Here is a 20,257-nt window from a genome sequence, read left to right as displayed (position 1 = left end):
GCGCGCAGGGTCACCCCGCAGGGCCGGGACGGCGTCCGGTTCAGTTCTCCAGCACGTACGGGAAGAGCAGGGTGGAGATCACGATGACGGACAGATCGAAGGCCGTCAGGAACGTGAGCCACGTGCCGACCTCGGCGCTCCAGCCGCCCAGCAGCAGCAGGCGCGTGGCCTGCACGCTCGCGAGGACCACGGGGATCAGGACGGGGAAGGCCAGGGCGGGCAGGAGGGCTTCGCGGGCGCGCAGGTTGACGGTGATGGCGGCGTAGAAGGTGCTGGACGCGCACAGGCCCAGCACGCCGAGCAGCACCGTGAGCGTCAGGGCGGGCCAGGGGACGGCGACGCCCGCGCCGAGCGCGCCGAAGAACAGCAGGCCGAGCGGCACGACGACCACGGACAGCAGCAGCATCTGCAGGAGGGTGCCGAGCAGCTTCCCGAGGTACAGGCCGCCGTGCGGGCCGGGGTACAGTGTCAGCGCTTCCAGCGCGCCCGCTTCCTGCTCGGCCGCGAAGGCGCGTCCGGCGGCCACGGCGGCCGCGAGGGCCAGGGCGCTCCAGACGGCTCCGGCCGCTGCGGGCCGAAGCTGCGCGGCTTCCGTGCCGATGCCGGACCCCAGCCCGATGCCGAGCACGAGCAGCAGCAGGCCCGCGAAGAACGCGGTGCTGAGCAGCGTGTCCCGCGTGCGTCCCGCGAGTTGCGCGTCCTTCAGGGCGAGCGTCACGGCGTTTCTCATGCGTCCGCCTCCACGATGCGTCCGCCGTCGAGGGTCAGGGCGCGGGCCGCGACGCGCAGGCTGAGTTCCGGCTCGTGGGCCGCGACGATCAAGGTGCTGCCTGCCGCTCTCGCCTCGGTGAGCAGTTCGATGGCGAGTTCGCGGCCCTGCGCGTCGAGGTTCGCGAAGGGTTCGTCCACGAGCGCCAGCGGGCGGGACAGCAGCGTGAGGCGCGTCAGGGCGAGGCGTTTCTTCATGCCTGCCGACAGGAAGCGCACGCGGCGGTCCGCGGCGCGCGTCAGGTCCACCCGCGCGAGGGCCGCGTCCACGTCGCCCGTCTGGGTGTGCATGCGCAGGGCGAAGTGCAGGTTCTCGCGGGGCGTCAGGTCCGGGTACAGGCCCAGGTCGTGCCCGAGCAGGTGCACGTGGTCGCGCACGCTCTGCCGGTCGCGCAGGTCGTACCCGAAGATGCGGCCCTCGCCGCGCGTGGGCGACACGGCCGAAGCGATCAGGCGCAGCAGCGTGCTCTTGCCTGCCCCGTTCCGGCCGAGCAGCGTGACGGCCTCGCCCGCCGTCACGTCGAGATTCAGGTCCCGCAGGACCGCGTCGCGTCCCAGCCGCAGCCACACCTGCCGCAGCTGCACGGCGGGCGTGCCGTCACGCTGCTCGGTGGGCGCGGGGGCGTTCAGAGCTGCAACCACGACGGGAGCAGCGCGTACGCGTACCCGGCGAGCCGCGTGAACTCGCCGCTCGCCATGAGCAGCCCCACCAGCACCAGCACCGCGCCGCCCACCCGCTCGAAGACGGGCGTGAAGCGGTTCAGGCGACGCAGGCCCAGCCGTTCCCACAGCACGGCCGCCAGCAGGAACGGCACGGCCAGCCCCAGCGTGTACACGGCGAGCAGACCCACGCCGCTCCCCAGGCTGGCACTGCTCGCCGCGAGGCCCAGGATGCTGCCCAGCACCGGCCCCAGGCACGGCGACCACCCGAACGCGAACGCCGCGCCCAGCGCGACCGGGCCGTACCGGTCGGCGCCCGCCATGCCGCGCGTGTCGCGCATCATGAGGGGCAGGCGGAACACGCCCAGCATCAGCAGGCCGAAGAACACGATCAGGACGCCCGCCACGCGCCCCAGCAGGATCTTGTGCGGCGCGAGCAGCGACCCGAGCGCGCTGGCCGTCGCGCCCAGCGCGATGAACACCACCCCGAAGCCCAGAATGAAGCCCGCCGCGCGCCACAGCGGCGCGCGCGCCCCGCCGATCACGCCCAGGTAACTGGGGACCAGCGGCAGCACGCAGGGACTCAGGAACGAGATCAGGCCCGCCAGGAAGGCCAGGCTCAGGCCGGGCAGCGTCAGGTCCGGAACGGCGGTCATGCGGGCATCCTAGCAGGGCCTCCGGGGGAGGGATGCCCCGCCGCCCATCACTTCAGGGCGGGCACGTCACCGGCCACGAAGTCGCCCTCCCAGGCGTTCAGGACGCGGCCGTCCTGCACCAGCAGCACCGCCGGGTACGCACTGACCTTCAGTGCGCGCGAGAAGCGGGTGGCGTCCTCCCCGCGCCACGGGGACAGGCCGCCGGGCGCGGGTGCGGGCACGTCTTCGGGGTTCACGGCGCGGATGGGGAGGCCCGCCTGCGTGAGCGCCGTCCAGAGCGGGCCGATGTCGCCGCAGTCGTGCGAGTACAGCACCACCAGTTCCCGTCCGCTGTCCTGCCAGGGGTGCGGCGGGAGCGCGTCTCCCAGCCGCACGCGGGCGCTCGTCAGGCCGGACATGCCGAGCGTGAGGAGCAGCAGGGTCAGCGGGGCGGGCCGGATGGGCAGGCGCGGGCGGCTCATGCCTTCAGGGTAGGGGAGGGAAGTGAGCGGCACATCAGGACGCCGCCGCCCGGGCGGGGCGGCGGCGGGAGACCGGGTTCGGGTCAGTTCCTGGGGGCGTTGGGGATGCCGTCGGTGGTGCCGGCGGCAGCGTTCAGGCTCTTCACGAGGGCCGGGTCGGCCTTCTGTTCCGTGAGGGGCGTCGGGGCGCTGTCCGGCGCGAAGGCGGGCAGTTCCTCCACGCTCACGCGGCGCTGCACGATCCGGTCGGGCGGCGTGAACTCGTTCGCGAGCTTCAGGGTCAGGCGGTCGAGGCTCACGACCACGCCGCCCGCCGTGGGCGGCAGGCTCGCCTCACTGTAGGTGGGCGCGGTCGGCAGCGTCTGCGTCTCGGTGTTCGCGGCGTTCCGGAAGGCCGGGTCGAGGAGCGCCACCTTGACCTTCGCGTAGGGGCCGGTGTCGGGATGCTCGGCGAAGGTGATGCCCTGCGGCTGCGCGAAGTCCCGCACCGTCTTGTTCTTCAGCAGGGGCGCCATCATGTTGTGCCAGATGGGCGGCGCCCACACGCCCGAGTAGATGTTGTACGCCATGTTGCCGCCCTGCTGCTTGCCGATCCACACGGCGCCCACGTAGTACGGGTTCACGCCCACGAACCACAGGTCCTTCGGGCCGGTGCTCGTGCCGGTCTTGCCGCCCACGGGCCAGCCCTCGATGCGTGCCGGTTCGGAGAAGCCGCCCTCGCGCGTGCCGAGGTCGTCCACGACGCCCTTGATCATGTCGAGCCCCAGGTACGCCACCTGCGGCGTCCACACGCGGTGCGCCTGCCCGACCTCGCTGGCGCTGTCGTACAGCAGTTCGCCGCGGGCCGTGGTGACGCGCGTGATGTAGCGCGGCGCGCGGTACATGCCGCCGTTCACGAAGGGCGCGTACGCGGCCGCCATCTTCACGGGCGTCGTCTCGACCGCACCGAGCGCCGCGGCGAGGCCCGTCCCGTCGTTCGGCGGGATGTTCAGTTCCTGCAGCTTCCCGAAGAAGGTCGGCAGGCCGATCTTGTCCGCGAGGCGCACGGTGGGCAGGTTCAGGGAACGGTCGAGCGCCTCGCGGAGCGTCATGTCGCGGTTCGTCATCTCGCCCTCGAAGTCCTTCGGTTCGTACTTTCCGCCCGCACAGCTCGGGCAGGGGTAACTGATGGGCGTGTCGAGGTACCGGTCGAGCTGCCCGATGCCGGTGCTGAGCGCCGTGGTGTACAGCAGCGGCTTGATGCTCGACCCGATCTGCCGCTGGCCCTGCGCGGCGTTGTTCCAGTCGGCGGGCGGCGCGTTGCCGTTCAGTTTCTGCCCGATCATGCCGAGCACCTCGCCCGTGTAGGGGTCCGAGACGACGGCGGCGAGCGTCGTGCCGGACGGCACGCGGGCGTTGCGGGACGCGGCCTCCACGGCGTCCTGCGCCTTGGGGTCGAGGGTGGTATACACGCGCAGCCCGCCGGACCCGTACACCTTCTCGCGCCCGAAACGGTTCACGAGTTCCTGCTGCACCTGCTGCATGAAGTGCGGCGCGCGCGCGGTGCTGACGGCCTTCAGGTACGTGAGCTTGCGGTTCACGAGCTGCGCCTGCACGACGTTGCCGCTCGCGTCGTAGCGGATCTTCCAGCCGCGCGGCTGCAGGTCCTCGCGCCACGCGGCGTCCGCCTGGGCGCGCGTCACCCAGTGGTCCTCCACCATGCGGTCCAGCAGCGCCTTCATCAGGGGCCGCTGCCGCGTGTAGTTCGGGTAGTACAGGCCCGGGCCGGGGATCAGGGTGGTGAGGTACACGCTCTGCGCGAGGTCCAGCTGCCGGGGCGTCTTTCCGAAGTACGCCTGCGCCGCCGAGTAGATGCCGTACAGTTCGACCGGCCCGCCGTCCCCCCAGTAGATGATGTTCAGGTAGTCCTGAAGGATCTCTTCCTTGGTGAAGCTGCGTTCCACCTGCACCGACAGCAGCCACTCCTTGACCTTGCGTTCGGCGGTGCGGGCGTTCTGGTAGTCGGCGAGCAGGGTGTTCTTGACGAGCTGGTTCGTGAGGGTGCTGCCGCCCTGCACGTTCTCGTTCTGCGACAGGCGCCGGAACTGCCGCAGGATGCCGTTCGGGTCGAGGCCGTAATGCTCGAAGAAGTGCCGGTCCTCGTTGCTGATGAGGGCGGCCGTCATGTACGGGCTGATCTCGTCGAGCGACACCAGGGTGCGGCTGACGTTGGTGTCCCCGATCTTGGGGATCATGGTGCCGAGCGGCGAGCCGTCGCGGGCGTACACCTGCGTGACGGCGCCCAGCGTCAGGGAGTCCAGGGCACGGTAGTCGGGCAGGTTCTTCGACCAGCGCAGCCCGAACGTGACGGCCACGCCGAGCGCGGCGAACACCACGGCGAGCAGCAGCGAGAACAGCAGCTTGAAGAACCGCCCCGTCAGGACGCGCGCCGTCATCGGGTGGCCCCGGGAGTGGTCAGGGGAGTGGGGGAGGGTATGGTCACGGTGAGGGTCACGGTGCCTGGAACGGCCCGCCTCAACTCCGGCGGGCTTCGATGAGCTGATTGACGCGTCCGCGCAGGTTCTTGCCGGACAGCGGCTTGTACACGATGTCGTCCGCGCCGACCAGCTTGGCATGGTCGCGCGTCTGATCGTCGTCGAAGCCGGTCAGGAGCAGCACGGGCGCGTTGCGCAGGCGCTTGATGCGCTTCACGCGCGAGCAGATCTCGAAGCCGTCCATGAACGGCATCTTGACGTCCAGCAGCATGGCGTCGGGCGTGTGGTCACGCAGGTAATCGAGTGCAGATTTGCCGTCAGCGACTGCGACGATGTCATGACCGTCTGCCGAAAGGATGACCTCCAGCATGGTCCGGATCGCTGGTTCGTCGTCGGCAACCAGAATGGTATAGGCCATAGGGACCCATGATAATGCACGCACCGCCTGAGAAGGGTATGGCCCCTCAGGCGGTGGTCTGCGTGTGGATGCCCATGCACGGCGCGGCGCGGGGCGTGCGGTCCGGTCAGCCTGCGGCTTTCGGGGCGGCGCGTTCCTGGTCGGCCAGCGCGCGGCGCAGGACCTTCCCGACCGCCGATTTCGGCAGTTCGCTGCGCACCTCGTACAGTTTCGGGACCTTGTAGGGGCTGAGGCGCTCGCGGCACCAGCTTTCCAGTTCGTTCTGGCTGGCCTGCATGCCGGGCCGGAACACCACGAAGACCTTGACGGTCTCGCCGCGGTGCGGGTGCGGCACGCCGATCGCGGCGGCCTCCTGCACGGCCGGGTGCGCGTACAGCACTTCCTCCACCTCGCGCGGGTAGATGTTGAAGCCGCCCGCGATGATCACGTCCTTCTGCCGGTCCACGATCCGGAAGAACCCGTCGTCACTCATGACGGCCACGTCGCCCGTCCTGAGCCACGTGCGTCCCGCGCGGACGGGGAGGGTGGCGCGGCTCTCCTCGTCGCGCTGCCAGTACCCGGCCATGACGTTCGGGCCGGACACGTACAGTTCGCCCGCCTCGCCGTTCGGGAGGGGCGTGCCGTCCGGGGCGGCCACGTACGCGTACACGCCCGGCACGGGCAGGCCGATGCTGCCGAGCTGCTGTTCGCCCGTGACAGGGTTGCAGTGCGTGACGGGGCTCGCCTCGGTCAGGCCGTAGCCTTCCACGAGGTTCGCGCCGCGCGTGATCTCCCGGAAGCGGCGGGCCGTCTCGTGCGGCAGGGGCGCACTGCCGGAGATGCAGGCGCGGATGCTGGTCAGGTCGTACCTGGGCGTGTCGGGGTGCGCGTTGATCGCGCCGTACATGGTGGGCACGCCGGGGAACAGGGTGGGCTTCATGCTCTGCACGAGCGTCAGCAGCATCTTGATGTCGCGCGGGTTCGGGACGAGCACCACGGTCGCGCCGATCAGCACGCCCATGTTCATGGCGGTCGTCATGCCGTACACGTGGAAGAAGGGAATCGCGGCGAGCAGCACCTCCTGCCCCATCTGCAGGTCCGGCATCCACGCGCTCGCCTGGACGGTGTTGGCGATCAGGTTGCCGTGCGTGAGCATGGCGCCCTTGGGAGTGCCGGTCGTGCCGCCCGTGTACTGCAGCAGCGCCAGCGTGTCCGGCGCGAGCGGCACGGTGCGCGGCTGCACGCCTGTCGGCTGCGCGTGGATGAGGGCCTGCATCTGGTGCACGCGCTCACCGCTGGGCGGCGTGGCGGCGTGGCCCTGCATGCGTTCGCGCAGCGGGTACAGGAGGTTCTTGGGGAAGGGGAGGGCGTCCTGCACGCCGGTCACGATGACGCGCTTGACGCCCGGCACGCGGTCCGCCTCGAAGCGCGGGTAGAAGCTGTCGAGGATGACGAGCGTCTCGCTGCCGCTGTCGAGCAGCTGATGCGTGAGTTCCGGCGCGACGTACAGCGGGCTGGTGTTCACGACGACGGCCCCGGCGAGGCTCGCGCCGTAGAACGCGACCACGAACTGCGGGCAGTTGGGCAGCATGATGCTGACGCGGTCGCCCGGCTGCACGCCCTGCTGCTGCAGGGCCGCCGCGAAGCGCCGCACGTCCTGCCACAGCTGCCGGTACGTGCATTTCTGGCCCATGAAGTGCAGCGCGGTGCGGTCCGGGAAGCGCAGGGCGGTGCGTTCCAGCATGGCGGGCAGGTTGCCGATGTCCAGGGTGGGGTCGGCGGGCACGCCGTTCTGGTAGTGGCTCAGCCAGGGGCGGGCGGTTTCCTGCGGACCGGTGTGCGGGGTGTGGGTGTCCATGCTGCTCCCTTGCGGCCCGCCAGCGTGCGGCCGGAGGGCGGTGAAGACTCTGGGTTGTTGTACCTGGTCTAACTTTGAGGCCAGTATAACAAGCGTTCGCTCGACTGTGGTGAATCCCCCCGGCCGGACGCCCCCACCCCCGACCCACCCGTCACTCCGCGTCCGTCACCCGCGCGCCCAGGAACGTCATGACGACCGGACCCCACGCGTTCACCGGCAGGCCCGCCACGCCGCGCCCGCCCCCCGACCGCAGCGTCCCCAGCAGCCTCAGCAGCGCCCGCGCCCGCTCCAGCGTCCGGTCCCGGTACGCCTGCTCCGGCAGGAACGACGCCCACACCAGCCCCCGCAGCGGGTACGCGCCCACCCGGTCCGCCGCGCGCAGCACCCCGAACGCCTCCCCGGGCAGCACCGCCACCCCCGGCGCGCCCGGCACCGTCACCCCCAGCTCACTGACCGGCGACACGAACGCCCCGCCCGGCGCGCGCAACTGTGCCACCTGCACCCCGCGCGGCGTCGCCTGCAGCGCAAACACCGCCAGCGCGCCCGGCAGGTTCAGGTCCGTGCGCTGCGCGCCCAGTGTCGCCCGCCCGAACGCCGCGCCCGCCGCCCAGCTGGACTTCAGCTGCGAGGACGGCCACACGCCCGCCTTCACGCACGCGCCCGCCACCGCCAGCGACACCCCGTTCCGGGCCGTGCGGGCACTCACCAGCACCGGCAACGCCGGCAGCCGCACGCCCGGATTGAGCGCCGCGACCGCCGGCGCGTCCCACCGGCTCACCCGGCCCGACAGCAGCGCGCACAGCGTCGGTACGTCCAGCCGCAACTGCACGCCCGGCAGGCTGTACGCCACGCTCACCGCATACACGCCCACCGGCACGCTCACGGCAGGTGCGACACCCCTGGGCGCCACGGGCGGCGGCAGCGTCCCCAGCACCAGGTCCGCCCGGCCCGCGTACAGTTCCGCGAAGGCGTCCTCGGTGGGCAACGCCTCACCCACCGCGCCGCCCACCCACAGGGGCGTGCTGCCCACCACCCGCAGCGGCAGCGACACGCTCACGCCCGGCGGGTCCGGCGCGGGCTGCCCCTCCGGCGGTCCCGCCTGCACCGCCAGCCCCCACCCGACCACCGCCGCTATCAGTGGCCCGGCACGCAGCAGGAGGGCCAGCCCGGGGCGACTGCCGCTCCCCCGACTGGCCCTCACCGCGTGCCGCTCAGCTGCGCGCACGTCATGCACCACGCGTCAACGTTCGCCGGTCACCCAGTACTGCACGCGTTCCGCGACGTTCTCCATGTGGTCGCCCACCCGTTCCAGGGACCGCCCCACCCGCATCAGGATCAGGGACTTGCTGATGTTGCGCGGGTCCTCCAGCATGTACGTCACCAGTTCACGCTGCACCTGCTCGTACAGGTCGTCCACCTCGTCGTCCATGGTGAGCGCCTCGCGCGCCGCCGGGACGCTGCGCGCCGCGATCGCCCCGCGCAGCGCGACCGCCATCTCCTGCAGGCGCTCCAGCATCCGCGTGAGGTTCACGTAACGCTTCAGGGCCGGAGCGCGGCTCAGTTCCTCGCCGTCCTCCGCGACGTGCACGACGTAATCGCCCATCCGTTCGATGTCCGTCAGGCTCTTGAGGACCAGCGCGATCAGGCGCAGGTCCCGCGCGACCGGCTGGTGCAGCGCGATGAGCCGCAGGCACTCCGCCTCGATGCGCGCCTCGTGCGCGTCCACTTCACGGTCGAGCGCCTGGACCTCCTCCAGTCTCGCTCCGTCACGGTCGTTCAGGACGGCCGCCGCGACGGGCAGCATCCGCTCGACGGTGCCGAGCATTTCCATGGCGCCATTCAGCACCTTGTTCAGGTCTTGTTCCAGGGCTTCACGCATACGGACTCCAGAGTAAAGGATGAAGGGGAAGGGCAGGTCAGGAGGGACGCGTCAGATCAGGCCGGCCACGGACGGCAGGGTGAAGCAGAAGGCGTTCTGGTCGCCGCGCCGTTCCGCCCACGCCTGACCGCCCCAGCCCTGCACGACGCTCCGCACGATGTACAGCCCCATGCCGCTCCCGTTGCCGGTCGCGGCCGCGCCCCGCGTGTGCGCCTTGAAGATGTTCTCGGTGTCGGGCACGCTCGCGCCGCCGTCCAGCACGGCCACCTCCACGAACCCGCCCTGGTTGCGCGTCTCGACGCGCACCTCGCCGCCGCGCGGCCCGTACTTCATGGCGTTCTCGATCAGGTTCAGCAGTACCTGCAGCAGCTTGTCCGGGTCGGCCCGCACGAGGTGATCCTCCCCGAAACTCAGGGGCGTGCCGGTCAGGGCCGCGTCCTGCGCGAGCAGCCGCTCGGCCCGCGCGAACGCCTCGCTGATCGGGAAGGTCCGCGCCCGCGTGGGCCGGAACCCCACCGCGAGGTCCTCCACCAGCCGCGCGAGCCGCTCCACCTCCTGCAGGCCCTGCCGCACGAAGCTCTGCTGCATCTCGGGCGGCATCTGGTACTCCAGCGCCTCCAGCACGCCCCGCAAGCCCGCGACGGGCGTCCGGAACTCGTGCGACAGGATCGCGGCCGCCTCCCGCAGTTCCGCCTCGCGGCGGCGGTGGTCCGTCACGTCTTCCACGATCAGCGCGTTCAGGCCCTGCCCGGCCACCGTCAGCAGCGCCTGACAGTGCAGCGCGCGCCCCGCCACGTCCAGCTCCAGCTCCCCGCCCCGCTCGCACAGCGTCTCCAGCGTGTGACGGCGCAGCACCTCCAGCAGCGGACGCCCGCGCGCCCGGTCGTCCGTGACGCCCCACAGGCGCGCGGCGGCCGCGTTCAGGCGCTGCACGGTCCGCTGACCGCCGCCCGGCGCGCTGCAGTACAGCACCACCGCCTGCGGCAGCGCGTCGATCCAGCGGTCCGGTTGCGCCGCGCCGTGCGGCGACATGGCCGAAGCGGCACTCACCCGGTGCTCCCCAGCGTCCCGCTCTCCTGCCACGGCCGCATGCGGTACCCCTTGCCGCGCACCGTCTCCAGGAAGCCCGGCTGGGCGGGGTCGTCGTGCAGGTGGGAGCGCAGCTGCGTGATGTGCTGGTCCACGGTGCGTTCGCCGCCCAGGAAATCCGCGCCCCACACCCGGTCGAGCAGTTCGGTGCGGGCGTACACGCGCCCGGTGTTCTGCGTCAGGAACGCCAGCAGGTCGAACTCGCGCCGCGTGAGGTTCAGGCGCGCCCCGCCGAGTTTCGCTTCGGCGGCCCCCACGTCGATGCTGAGCGGCCCGTTCTGCAGCGTCTGCGGCACCTCGGTCTGCGTGCGGCGCAGCAGGGCACGGACGCGCGCCACGAGTTCCGCCGCCGAGAACGGTTTGGTCAGGTAATCGTCTGCTCCGGTCTCCAGGCCCTCCACGCGCTCCGCTTCGGCCGCGCGGGCCGTGAGCATCAGGACCGGCAGGCGCTTGAGTTCCGGATGCTGCCGCAGTCGGCGCAGCACGCTGATGCCGCTCTCGCCGGGCAGCATCCAGTCCAGCACCACCACGTCCGCCGTCCCGAACGCGTCCCAGGCGGGCGCCGCCGTCTCGAACGCACTGACCTTCAGCCCGGCGCGTTCCAGGTGAAAGCGGAGCACGTCACGTACCGTTCCTTCATCCTCAACGACCACCACATGGCTCATACCCTTCCCATTCTGAGGGTTGAGGTCAGGCGAGTGTCAGGTCATCAGTCCAGAGACGCTCCGCCCGAACCCGGAAGGAGGCCCAGGCCGCCCTGGGCCGAGCCTGCCAGTCAGCCCAGAGACGCTCTGCCCGAGGCTGGTGGTGGGTCCTGCCTGTTCCGGCGGTGTGCGGTGTGGGCGCGCGGGTCAGAGTTTGAGCAGGCTGAGGAAGGCTTTGAGGAGGGTGGGGTCGAACTGCGTGCCGCTGAGGCTGCGCAGGCCGTGCGCGGCTTCTCTGGGGGTCCAGGCGCGTTTGTAGGGGAGGTCGCTGGTGAGGGCGTCGTACACGTCGACGAGCGTGAAGACGCGCGCGAGGTACGGGATGTGCTGTCCGGCGAGCCCGTCTGGGTAGCCGCTGCCGTTCCACCATTCGTGGTGGTGCCGGATGAGCAGGGACGCTTCGGGGAGGGTGGGGAGGCTGCGGCTGAGGTCGTAGCCGATGCGGGCGTGCGTCTGCATGATGACGCGTTCCTGCGGGGTGAGCGCGCCGGGTTTGAGGAGTACCTCGTCGGGGAGGCTGAGTTTGCCGATGTCGTGCAGGTACGCGCCTTCGCGGAGCGCTTCTTTCTGGTCGGCGTCCAGCGCGAGGCTCTCGGCGAAGCGTTCTGCGAGGGCGACGACGCGGGCGGTGTGGCCGGGACTCTCGAAGTCGCGCGCTTCGAGGGCGAGGCCGACGGCGTGCAGGGCGCCCGTGCGGGCCTGGTGGACGGCGACCGCCTCGACGCTGCGTTCGAGGGAGGTGGCGGCGGCGCCCGTCATGGCCTGCGCGAGGGTCACGTCGAGGTCGCTGAAGGGGGACGCTTCGCGGCCCACGGCGAGCACGCCGAGCAGCTGCCCGGAGGAGCTGACGAGGGGAGCGTGCAGGGTGGCGAGGGCCGCGCCGGGCCGCCCGTGCTGCGGTGCGGGGTGGTCGCGGTGCGTGTCGTCGCTGCGGAGGATGCAGGCGCGCTCGGCGGCGTCCCAGGGGACGCCCACGCCGCGCGGCAGGGCCGACTGCCCCGTCCGGGCGCGGCCGACCGTGACGGTGGGGACGAGGCTGTCGGTGACGGGGTCGTACTTCAGGTACGTGGCGGTCTGCGCGGCGAGCAGGGACGCGGCCTGCTCCGTGAGGACCGTTTCGACGGCGGCGGGCGTCCGGGCGCGGCCCAGCGCGACGTTCAGCGCGGCGAGCGTTTCGAGTTCCTGGCGGCGCCTCGTTTCGCGCTGCGTGCGTGCGCACCCTGCCAGGAGGGCCGCGAGCTGCTGCGCGAACTCCAGCGCGGCGTGCGTCGCGGCTGGACCGAAGGTGCGGCCGGGCGTGCCCTGCAGGTGCAGGTGTGCCAGCACCTCGCGTTCCGCGACGACCGGCACGTCCATGGTGGACGGTGAGGCCGCGCCGTCCGTGTCTGTCCGTGCATGGATGTTCGGGCGGCCGTGCTGCCAGTCGTGGGCGGACGCGCCGTACAGGGCGAGCGTGTCGTCCGGCGTGCGCGTCAGGCCCAGGTCCGTGTCGGGGAGGCCCGTCACGGCACGCAGCTGGAAGGCGTCCAGTCCGGGTCCGGCGGGCCCTCTCACCCAGAACTGTCCAGCCGCGGCGTCCGGTACGGTCAGGACGGCCGCTTCCAGCAGGGCCGCCCAGTCCTGGGCGCTCGGGTCGGTCGCCTGGGCGAGCAGCGCGAAGGTCATGCGGACGGTGCGCTGCGCGACGGTCTGCACGGTGTGGTCCAGCTGTCCGGTCACGCAGTCCTGTCCGGGCCGGACGCCGCGGTGGGCGCGTTTCTGGCCGTACATGCGCTCGTTCGCGAGGCGGATCAGGTCGCCCGGCGAGCCGCTGTCACCGGGGAAGGTGGCGTACCCGGCGCTGACGTCGGCGCCGGGAAGGCCGGTCGCGTGCCGGGTGTGGGTCATGGCGGCCGTGACGCGCATCAGGATCTGGGCGACGTTCGTGGTGTCGGCGTGCGCGAGGATGGCGGCGAACTCGTCGCCACCCAGCCGGTACAGGCGGTCGGACGCGCGGAACTGGCCGCGCAACTCTCGCGCGAAGGTGCCGAGCAGGTCGTCGCCACGCGCGTGGCCGTGCTCGTCGTTCACGCGTTTCAGGCCGTCGAGGTCCGCCGTGAGGACCGTGACGGGGTAGCGGTGCCGAGCGGCCCGCGCGAGTTCCTCCTCGAGGTCCTGCTCGAAGGCCCGACGGTCCCCGAGTCCGGTCGGGGCGTCCCTGTCGGGGGCGGGCCGTCCGGGCCGGAGGCTCACGGCGCGCACGTTCTCCAGCGTGAGGACGCGGCCGCCGAGCGTCAGGGCGGACCGCGTCACGTCCAGCGTCACGGTGCGGCCGTCCGGCAGGGTGCGCGTCACCGTCGGCCCGTCCGGCACGCCCGGCATGGTCTGACCGGTGAGCTGCTGCGGCGTGCGGCCGTGCAGGTGCGCGTACCCGTCCGTGCAGCTGACGAGGACGGCGTCCGGGCCGGGACCGTCCAGCAGGGCGGTGCCTTCCAGCGGGCTCGGCCCTGCCGCGGGCTGAGGGTGGAGCAGTTCGGGCGGCTGGTACGTCATGACAGTCAAGGGTCCTCCGGGGCCATCTCCAGGCACCTGCGTCCACCATGCCAGCCGTGGACTCACATCCCTCTGACGCTTCCCCCGTTCCCTGCCGGTCTTAATGTTCCCCTGCGGCGCGCGTCAGCGCAGGTAGGGGTTGCTGCCGCGCTCGCGGCCCACGCTGGTCGGCCCGCCGTGACCGGGATACACCACCGTGTCGTCCGGCAGGGTCAGCAGTTCCTGCCGGATGCCCGCCAGGAGCAGGTCGTGGTTCCCGCCCGGCAGGTCCGTGCGCCCCACGCTCCCCTGGAACAGGGTGTCGCCCGCCACCACGAAGCCCTCCGCGCCGGTGCTCGCCAGCAACACCACGTGCCCCGGCGCGTGCCCCGGCAGTTCCCGCGCGGTGAGCGTCAGGCCGCCCGCCACGAACGTCTGCCCCTGCACGATGCCGTGCTCCGGCGCGTCCGGCTGCACGAACGGCAGATTCCAGCGCGCCGCGCTCTGTGCGCCCTGCGCGTACAGGTCCAGCCCGTCCGCGTGCAGGTACACCGGCACGCTCAGCGCCTCCCGGACCGGCTGCACCGCCCCGATGTGATCGAAGTGCGCGTGCGTCAGCAGGATCGCCTGCACCTGCACTTCCAGCGCCCGCACCCACGCCAGCACCTGCCCGGCGTCGTCGCCCGGGTCGATCAGGAACCCCTGACCTTCCGGCCCCCACACGAGCACGGCGTTCTCCTGCACCGGCCCCGTCACGAGCGTCGAGACCCGCAGCGGGCCGTGGGCGTACACAGGAACTTGCGTCATGCTGCGGAGTGTAGAGCACCCGCGCGCAGGGCAGTGCGGGCCGCACGTCCCCGGCGCGCATGGAACAATGGCGGGCATGAGTGACGAACTGAACCTCGCGCGCGAGATCCTGCAGGGCCGCAACCACCGCGACGTGCCGGACGACGAGATTCTCGCCCGTTCCCGGCAGCTGTTCGAGGACTGGATGAGCGGCGAGCTGAGGATGGAACGCCCGAAGGTGTACGACCATTACGCCCTGGTGATCGCGGCCCTGCTGCGCCGCGTCACGGAACTCGAGGCGCGCGTCCAGGCGCTCGAAGGGCGCGCCGCTCCGGCGGCAGGGTCCGGCCAGCCCGTCCCCTGAGCCGGGTGTGCGGCGCCCTACAGGTGCGTGCGGACCTCCCACAGTTCCGGGAACAGCACCGTGCCGAGCGCGCGCTGCAGGTACCCGGCGCCGCTCGTGCCGCCGCTGCCGCGCTTGAAGCCGATGGTGCGCTCCACCGTCGTCAGGTGATTGAACCGCCAGCGGCGGAAGTTATCCTCCACGTCCAGCAGCTTCTCCGCGAGTTCGTACACGTCCCAGTACCGTTCCGGGTCGCGGTACACGGCGAGCCACGCGGCCAGCACGCCCGGGTGCGCCTCGTGCGGCACGGTCAGGTCACGGTCCAGCACCTCGGCGGGCACCGGCAGGCCGCGCGCCGCCAGGAGGCGCAACGTCAGGTCGTACACGCTGGGGGCGTGCAGGGCGGCCAGCAGCGGCCCGTGCAGGTCCGGGCGGTGCTCGTGCGGGCGCAGCAGGACGGCGCTGCGGTTGCCGAGCAGGAACTCCATCATGCGGTACTGCGCGGACTGAAAGCCGGACGCCTGCCCGAACGCGTCCCGGAACTGCAGGTAGTCGGCGGGCGTCATGGTCTTCAGGACCTCCCACGCGTTCGTCATCTGCTCCTGGGCGCGCACCACGCGGCTCAGCATCTTGAGGGGCGCGTCCGTCACGCCCGCCTCCAGCAGCGTCATGGCGGCCCGCAGTTCCTGCACGATCAGGTTCAGCCACACCTCGGACACGTGATGCACCGCGATGAACAGGTGCTCGTCGTGCGCGGGCGTCACGGGCCGGTGCGCGGCATGCAGGGCGTCGAGCTGCAGGTACTCGCCGTAACTCAGGGCGCGCGTGAAGTCGGTGTACGCGCGTTCCGGCGCGTCCGCGTCCCCGGCAGGCGCGCTGCCCGCGGCGTTCACGCCTGCACCTGCGCTGCGCCGAGCACGGCGTCCAGCACGGCCCCGGTGCGCTGCGCGGCGCGGTACGTGTCCGCGTACGACAGGTACAGCGGCGTGAACCCGAAGCGCAGGATGTCCGGCGTGCGGTAGTCGCCGATCACGCCCGCCCGGATCAGGTGCGTCATGAGTTCCCCGGCGCGCGCGTGCCGGTACGACACCTGACTGCCGCGCCGCGCGTGCTCCAGCGGCGTGACGAGCGTCAGACCGTGCCGGGCCGCGACAGGCGCCATCAGCCGGATGAAGGTGTCGGTCAGGCCGAGCGACTTGGTGCGCAGCGCGTGCAGGTCCACGTCCCCGAACACTTCGAGGGCCGCGTCCAGCGCCGCGAGGTTCAGCACGCCGGGCGTCCCCACCACGAAGCGGCGCGCGCCCGCCGCCGGACGGTACTCTCGCGCCATCTCGAACGGCTCGGCGTGCCCCATCCAGCCGCTCAGGAACGCCGGAACGCCCTCCAGGTGCCGTTCCGAGACGTACACGAAGGACGGCGCGCCCGGCCCGCCGTTCAGGAACTTGTACCCGCAGCCGAGCGCGAAATCCACGTCTGCCGCGCGCAGGTCCAGCGGGAACGCGCCCGCCGAGTGCGCCAGGTCCCACACGGTCAGCACGCCGTGCGCGTGCGCGTCCCGCGTGAGGCCCGGCAGGTCCAGGCGCTCACCGGTCCGGTAATCCACCTCGGTCGCCAGGAGGACCGCCACGTCCGGCCCGAACGCGCCCGCCAGGTCCAGCGCCGGGACGCGCCGCAGCTCGTAGCGGTCCCGCAGGAGGGCGTTCAGGCCCTGCGCGACGTACAGGTCGGTGGGGAAGTTGTCGGCGTCCGTCAGGATCACGCGCCGCGTCCCGCCGGACGCCGTGTCCTGCAGGTGCAGCGCGGCCGACAGCAGCTTGAAGAGGTTCACGCTGGTGCTGTCCGACACGGCCACCTGCTCCGGACGTGCGCCCAGCAGCGGCGCGAGGCGGGCCGCGACCCGGTCCGGCAGCGTCATCCACGCGGCGTCGCCGGTCCACGAACGGATGAGCTGGTCTCCCCACTCGCGCGTCACGACCTGCGCGACCCGGTCCGGGACGTGCGCGGGCAGCGCGCCGAGGCTGTTGCCGTCCAGGTACAGCACGCTGTCCGGCAGCGAGAAGAGGTCGCGGGTCCGTGCGAGCGGGTCGGTGGCGTCCAGGGCGAGCAGGTCGGCGGGAACGGCGTCTTCGGCGGGCGTGAGGTGCGTGGCGGCAGCGTCGGGGTACGGCATGTGAACTCCGGGGCAGGGGTCGCCGGACCACCGGGCGGCGCGTGGCCTGCCGGGGTCCGGGCAGAGGACGGTGAAGGGGGGCCTTCAGCGTCCGGAGTTCAGGGGGCGGCCCAGGTGCGCGCACCACCAGGCGTGCAGCGCGCACGCGATCTCGTTCGCGGCGCTGCGGTGAGGCCAGGGGAGGGTGGACGCGGGGCGCATCGGCCGGACGATACCACGCCGCACATCCCAAGAAGAACCCCCCGCGCGAGGCGGGGGGGATCTGGCGGGCCCTGAAGGACTTGAACCTACGACCTACGGTTTTGGAGACCGCCGCTCTACCAACTGAGCTAAGAACCCGGACTTGAACGTGAGGTCACGCTTCAAATGCCCGAACAGTGTAGCAGAGCGCTCCCGGCCCTGCAAGCGCCGCACCCCGCACGGGGCCGCCCCGGGACGGGATCAGCCGTTGCGGCGAGGGCGGTTCTCCTGCGGCGCGTCCTTCTGCGCGCGCAGGTCGGCGGCGGGCACTTCCGTCAGCAGGCCCTGGTCGGTGTACACGTCCACTGTGCCCTGCAGCGGGTGGAGCTTCACGACCTTCCCGCACGCGCCGCTGCCCTCCACGCACACCTTGGCGTTCTTGCGCGGGATGTGCTGCAGCAGCTCGATGTACTGCGTGTGCTCGTACTGCAGGCAGCACAGCAGCCGCCCGCACGGGCCGGACAGTTTCTCCGGGTTGAGCGGCAGCTGCTGGTCGCGCGCCATGCGGATGCTGACGGGCGCGAACTCCTGCAGGTGGTGGCTGGAGCAGTTCTCCTTGCCGCACGCGCCGAGCGCGCCGAGCATCATGGCCTGCTCGCGCGGCCCGACCGCCGCGAAGTTCACGCGGGCCCGCGTGTGCGAGCGCAGATCCTGAATCAGGGCGCTCAGCTCGATGCGCTCCTCGGCGCTGTAACTCACGGTCAGCAGCGACGCGTCCAGCGTGTACTCGGCCGCCACGATCTTCACCGGGAGGTTGCGGGCGCGGGCGCGGGCCCGCAGCAGCCACTTGAGGTCCTCGGCCTCGCGGCCCAGTTCCGCCCAGCGCTCCAGGTCCTCCTGTGTCGCCTCCTGCAGGATCATGCCGTACCGGCCGGTGGCGGGCATCTCTTCGGCCTCGCCGCGCACGGTGGCGACCTCCGGGCCGCGTTTGCCCTGCACCACCACGCGCGCGCCGACCGGGTACGCCTGCTCGGTCATCATGGCGTGCAGCTGCGGGCTGCGTTCGAAACGGACAGGCTGAATCTGCACGGCTCAGGATGGCACGCGCAGCCGCGCAGCGTACAGACGTGCGCCACACACCGCGCGTACCCCGCAAGCGGACGGGCGGCCCCACGCTCGCCTGGAGGTGGGGCCGCCCGCGTTCGGGTGGGGGAGGGTCAGGCCTCGACTTCCTCGGGCATGTCGGCGTTGGAGTACACGTTCTGCACGTCGTCCAGGTCCTCGAGGTACTCGATGAGCGTCATGAGCTTGTCGGCGTCCGCGCCCGCCACCGACACCGTGTTGCTGGGCAGCATGGTCAGGCTGGCGTTCACGACCGTGAAGCCGCGCGACGTGAGGCCCTCCGACACCGCGTACAGGTCGGTGGGCGCCGTGCTGATCTCCAGGCCCTCCTCGCCGTCCTGCAGGTCCTCGGCGCCCAGTTCGATGGCGGCCTCCTGCGCGGCCTCGGTGTTCTCGGCCAGCTGGATGATGCCCTTGCTCTCGAACTGCCACGCGACCGACCCGCTGTTGCCCATGCTGCCGCCACGCTTCGTGAACACGGAGCGCACGTCGCCCACCGTGCGGTTCACGTTGTCGGTCAGCGCCTCGATCAGGATCGCGGTCCCGCCGGGGCCGTACCCTTCGTACACCACGGTCTTGTAGTCTGCGCCGCCGTCGGCGTTGCTGACGGCCCGCTTGATGGCGTTCTCGATGTTCTCCGTGCCGACGTTGTCGGACTTCGCGGCCGCGATGGCGTTCTTCAGCGAGAGGTTCCCGGCCGGGTCACCGCTGCCGCCGCTGCGGACGGCCGCCGTGAGCGCCCGGATGTGCTTGGAGATGATGCCGCTGCGCCGCTTGTCGTTCGCGCCCTTCTTGCGTTTGATCTGAGCCCACTTGCTATGACCTGCCATTCCTGTTCACCTCGTGTGCGTTGACTGTCCCTGCATGACTTGATACGGTTCTTGCCTGTGCGTGCGTTCCGTCACCGGCACGGCCACGGAAAGGACGCGCTCCTGGCGGCCCGCCGGGTGGCCTGAAGCGGAAGCCCGGCAGGTCGTAACCGGACAATTCTAGCAAACCGTCCCGTCCGGCACCCTGCCCTGCCGCCCCTGTCCCCGACCCCGCCCGCCCCGCCCGAGTCCCCGCGCCTCCGCCGGGGCGTCCGCCCGGGTGCCGGCGACGGGGCGTGCCGCGACCCCGGAACGCCGTGCCACGCGCGGGCGCGCCTCATGCTGCCGGACCCCTGGTTCCGGGAGCGCTTGCGTTGTGCCGCGCGAGGCGTCATAATCCCGGTTATGCACATGGTGATACAGGTGCGAAGGTGTACCTTCAGCATTTATCACCCTGTCGCTTGAGGAGTTGGACATATGGCAACAGGTAAAGTGAAATGGTTTAACGCGGAAAAAGGCTTCGGATTCATCGAGACCCCCGGTAGCCCGGACGTCTTCGCGCACTTCAGCGCCATCCAGGGCAGCGGCTTCAAGAAGCTGAACGAAGGCGACGAGGTCGAGTTCGAGATTCAGCCCGGTCAGAACGGCAAGGGCCCCCAGGCCGCCAAGATCGTGGTGACCAAGGCCGCTCCCGAGAGCAGCTACGGCAACAGCCGTCCCCAGCGCAACGACCGCTGGTAATCGTCCTCTAACACTCCACCCCCGCTCCGGCGGGGGTTTCTTCATGTCTACGGGCGGCCCGGCACACACCTTGTGCCGAGCCGCCCCAACTGCTGAGTTACTTGAACTTCACGCTGGCGAGGGCCGCCGTGAACTGCGGCTGGCGTTTCGCGAAGGTGCTGCTCTGGTCCGTCAGCTGGAAGTTGTAGAAGTTCTTGCTGCCGTTCCCGAACCAGATCTGCATGCGGAGCGTCTTGCCTTTCTGCGTCAGGTCGTACGTGTGTGTCAGGCCGCCCACGCCGCCGTACGTGGCGGGCTTCTCGCTCACGAGCTTCAGGGTCGCGCCGCCCTGCCGCACGGCCTGCTCGAAGCCCATGAATTCCGACTTCAGGTTCAGGGTCTTGCCCTGCTTCGGGATGAACGTGAAGCGCATCAGTGCGGCGGGCGACTTCGCCTGCGACGCGAGGCTCACGCCGCTCAGGCCGTCCTTGAAGTTCACGCCCACCCAGCTGCTCGGGAGCGTCACGCTGAACGGGAGTTTCGGGTCGGACACGCGCACCGTCCCGGCCGCCTGCGCGAGCGGGGCGAGCACGAGCGGCGCGAGCAGCAGCGGGACGCGCAGGAGTCGCGTCGTGAGGGCGGGAGTCTCGGTCTTCATGAGGGCAGCGTA

20 protein-coding genes and 1 tRNA gene are annotated in these 20,257 nt (G+C 71.4%); 2 read left to right on the top strand and 19 right to left on the bottom strand.

Translation table 11 applies throughout. The features are described from left to right. Positions 1-40: 40 nt before the first annotated feature. The 13 genes from IEY33_RS15700 to IEY33_RS15640 all read right to left on the bottom strand — a co-directional run bounded on the left by IEY33_RS15700 (position 41) and on the right by IEY33_RS15640 (position 14,264). Positions 41-730 carry a heme exporter protein CcmB gene (locus IEY33_RS15700; RefSeq protein ID WP_188964227.1) on the bottom strand — a complete coding sequence of 230 codons (690 nt, stop codon included), beginning with the start codon at positions 728-730 and terminating at the stop codon, positions 41-43. Beyond that, complete coding sequence (ccmA, locus tag IEY33_RS15695) at positions 727-1,410, bottom strand: heme ABC exporter ATP-binding protein CcmA (protein ID WP_229671070.1); 684 nt, start codon at positions 1,408-1,410, stop codon at positions 727-729. Before ccmA ends, IEY33_RS15700 begins: the two co-directional genes overlap by 4 nt. Beyond that, positions 1,395-2,084 carry a cytochrome c biogenesis CcdA family protein gene (locus tag IEY33_RS15690; RefSeq protein WP_188964226.1) on the bottom strand — a complete coding sequence of 230 codons (690 nt, stop codon included), beginning with the start codon at positions 2,082-2,084 and terminating at the stop codon, positions 1,395-1,397. The genes ccmA and IEY33_RS15690 overlap by 16 nt, the downstream gene beginning before the upstream one ends. Before the next feature lie 47 nt (positions 2,085-2,131). Continuing rightward, positions 2,132-2,545, bottom strand: a complete 414-nt coding sequence (locus IEY33_RS15685) for a penicillin-binding protein (RefSeq protein WP_229671069.1) — start codon at positions 2,543-2,545, stop codon at positions 2,132-2,134. Between the two features lie 83 nt (positions 2,546-2,628). Then, positions 2,629-4,980 carry a transglycosylase domain-containing protein gene (locus IEY33_RS15680; RefSeq protein ID WP_188964225.1) on the bottom strand — a complete coding sequence of 784 codons (2,352 nt, stop codon included), beginning with the start codon at positions 4,978-4,980 and terminating at the stop codon, positions 2,629-2,631. Positions 4,981-5,059: 79 nt separating this feature from the next. Next, on the bottom strand, positions 5,060-5,437 hold the full coding sequence (locus IEY33_RS15675; protein WP_188964224.1) for a response regulator: 378 nt from the start codon (positions 5,435-5,437) through the stop codon (positions 5,060-5,062). A 106-nt stretch (positions 5,438-5,543) separates the two neighbouring features. Next, positions 5,544-7,274, bottom strand: a complete 1,731-nt coding sequence (locus IEY33_RS15670; protein WP_188964223.1) for a long-chain-fatty-acid--CoA ligase — start codon at positions 7,272-7,274, stop codon at positions 5,544-5,546. A 151-nt stretch (positions 7,275-7,425) separates the two neighbouring features. After that, a complete protein-coding gene (locus tag IEY33_RS15665; RefSeq protein ID WP_188964222.1) occupies positions 7,426-8,499 on the bottom strand; it encodes a type 2 periplasmic-binding domain-containing protein in 1,074 nt (357 codons plus the stop codon). Between the two features lie 15 nt (positions 8,500-8,514). Then, the gene (gene phoU, locus IEY33_RS15660) at positions 8,515-9,153 is read right to left on the bottom strand and encodes a phosphate signaling complex protein PhoU (RefSeq protein ID WP_188964221.1); all 639 of its coding nucleotides are present in this window, start codon (positions 9,151-9,153) and stop codon (positions 8,515-8,517) included. A 51-nt stretch (positions 9,154-9,204) separates the two neighbouring features. Continuing rightward, a complete protein-coding gene (locus IEY33_RS15655) occupies positions 9,205-10,185 on the bottom strand; it encodes a sensor histidine kinase (RefSeq protein WP_188964247.1) in 981 nt (326 codons plus the stop codon). A gap of 14 nt (positions 10,186-10,199) precedes the next feature. Then, the gene (locus IEY33_RS15650; RefSeq protein ID WP_188964220.1) at positions 10,200-10,907 is read right to left on the bottom strand and encodes a response regulator transcription factor; all 708 of its coding nucleotides are present in this window, start codon (positions 10,905-10,907) and stop codon (positions 10,200-10,202) included. 186 nt (positions 10,908-11,093) lie between these two features. Further along, positions 11,094-13,478, bottom strand: a complete 2,385-nt coding sequence (locus tag IEY33_RS15645) for an HD domain-containing phosphohydrolase (RefSeq protein ID WP_229671074.1) — start codon at positions 13,476-13,478, stop codon at positions 11,094-11,096. A 123-nt stretch (positions 13,479-13,601) separates the two neighbouring features. Then, positions 13,602-14,264, bottom strand: a complete 663-nt coding sequence (locus tag IEY33_RS15640) for an MBL fold metallo-hydrolase (protein WP_188964218.1) — start codon at positions 14,262-14,264, stop codon at positions 13,602-13,604. Positions 14,265-14,340: 76 nt separating this feature from the next. On the opposite strand from IEY33_RS15640, the gene IEY33_RS15635 reads away from it, so the two are divergent. Next, a complete protein-coding gene (locus IEY33_RS15635; RefSeq protein ID WP_188964217.1) occupies positions 14,341-14,607 on the top strand; it encodes a hypothetical protein in 267 nt (88 codons plus the stop codon). A 17-nt stretch (positions 14,608-14,624) separates the two neighbouring features. On the opposite strand, the gene kynA is transcribed toward IEY33_RS15635, so the two are convergent. The 5 genes from kynA to IEY33_RS15610 form a co-directional block, all read right to left on the bottom strand. Then, positions 14,625-15,479 (bottom strand): tryptophan 2,3-dioxygenase, encoded by an 855-nt coding sequence (gene kynA / locus IEY33_RS15630; protein ID WP_188964216.1) that lies wholly within the window; start codon positions 15,477-15,479, stop codon positions 14,625-14,627. Then, positions 15,476-16,756: a kynureninase gene (gene kynU / locus IEY33_RS15625; protein WP_188964215.1), complete on the bottom strand. Its 1,281-nt coding sequence runs from the start codon at positions 16,754-16,756 to the stop codon at positions 15,476-15,478. The genes kynA and kynU overlap by 4 nt, the downstream gene beginning before the upstream one ends. Before the next feature lie 263 nt (positions 16,757-17,019). Continuing rightward, positions 17,020-17,095, bottom strand: a tRNA-Trp gene (locus IEY33_RS15620). Positions 17,096-17,197: 102 nt separating this feature from the next. Further along, a complete protein-coding gene (locus IEY33_RS15615; RefSeq protein ID WP_229671068.1) occupies positions 17,198-18,025 on the bottom strand; it encodes a PSP1 domain-containing protein in 828 nt (275 codons plus the stop codon). A gap of 128 nt (positions 18,026-18,153) precedes the next feature. Next, positions 18,154-18,888, bottom strand: a complete 735-nt coding sequence (locus IEY33_RS15610) for a YebC/PmpR family DNA-binding transcriptional regulator (protein ID WP_188964214.1) — start codon at positions 18,886-18,888, stop codon at positions 18,154-18,156. A gap of 456 nt (positions 18,889-19,344) precedes the next feature. Between IEY33_RS15610 and IEY33_RS15605 the strand changes: the two genes are divergently transcribed. Beyond that, on the top strand, positions 19,345-19,608 hold the full coding sequence (locus IEY33_RS15605) for a cold-shock protein (RefSeq protein WP_188964213.1): 264 nt from the start codon (positions 19,345-19,347) through the stop codon (positions 19,606-19,608). 97 nt (positions 19,609-19,705) lie between these two features. Here IEY33_RS15605 and IEY33_RS15600 read toward each other — a convergent pair whose 3' ends face one another. After that, complete coding sequence (locus IEY33_RS15600; protein WP_188964212.1) at positions 19,706-20,245, bottom strand: hypothetical protein; 540 nt, start codon at positions 20,243-20,245, stop codon at positions 19,706-19,708. Between the last annotated feature and the right edge of the window lie 12 nt (positions 20,246-20,257).

This window comes from Deinococcus aquiradiocola, from assembly GCF_014646915.1.
Taxonomy (GTDB): domain Bacteria; phylum Deinococcota; class Deinococci; order Deinococcales; family Deinococcaceae; genus Deinococcus; species Deinococcus aquiradiocola.
Note: the sequence above shows the minus strand (reverse complement) of the source record. Positions and strands in the feature narration are given on the sequence as shown.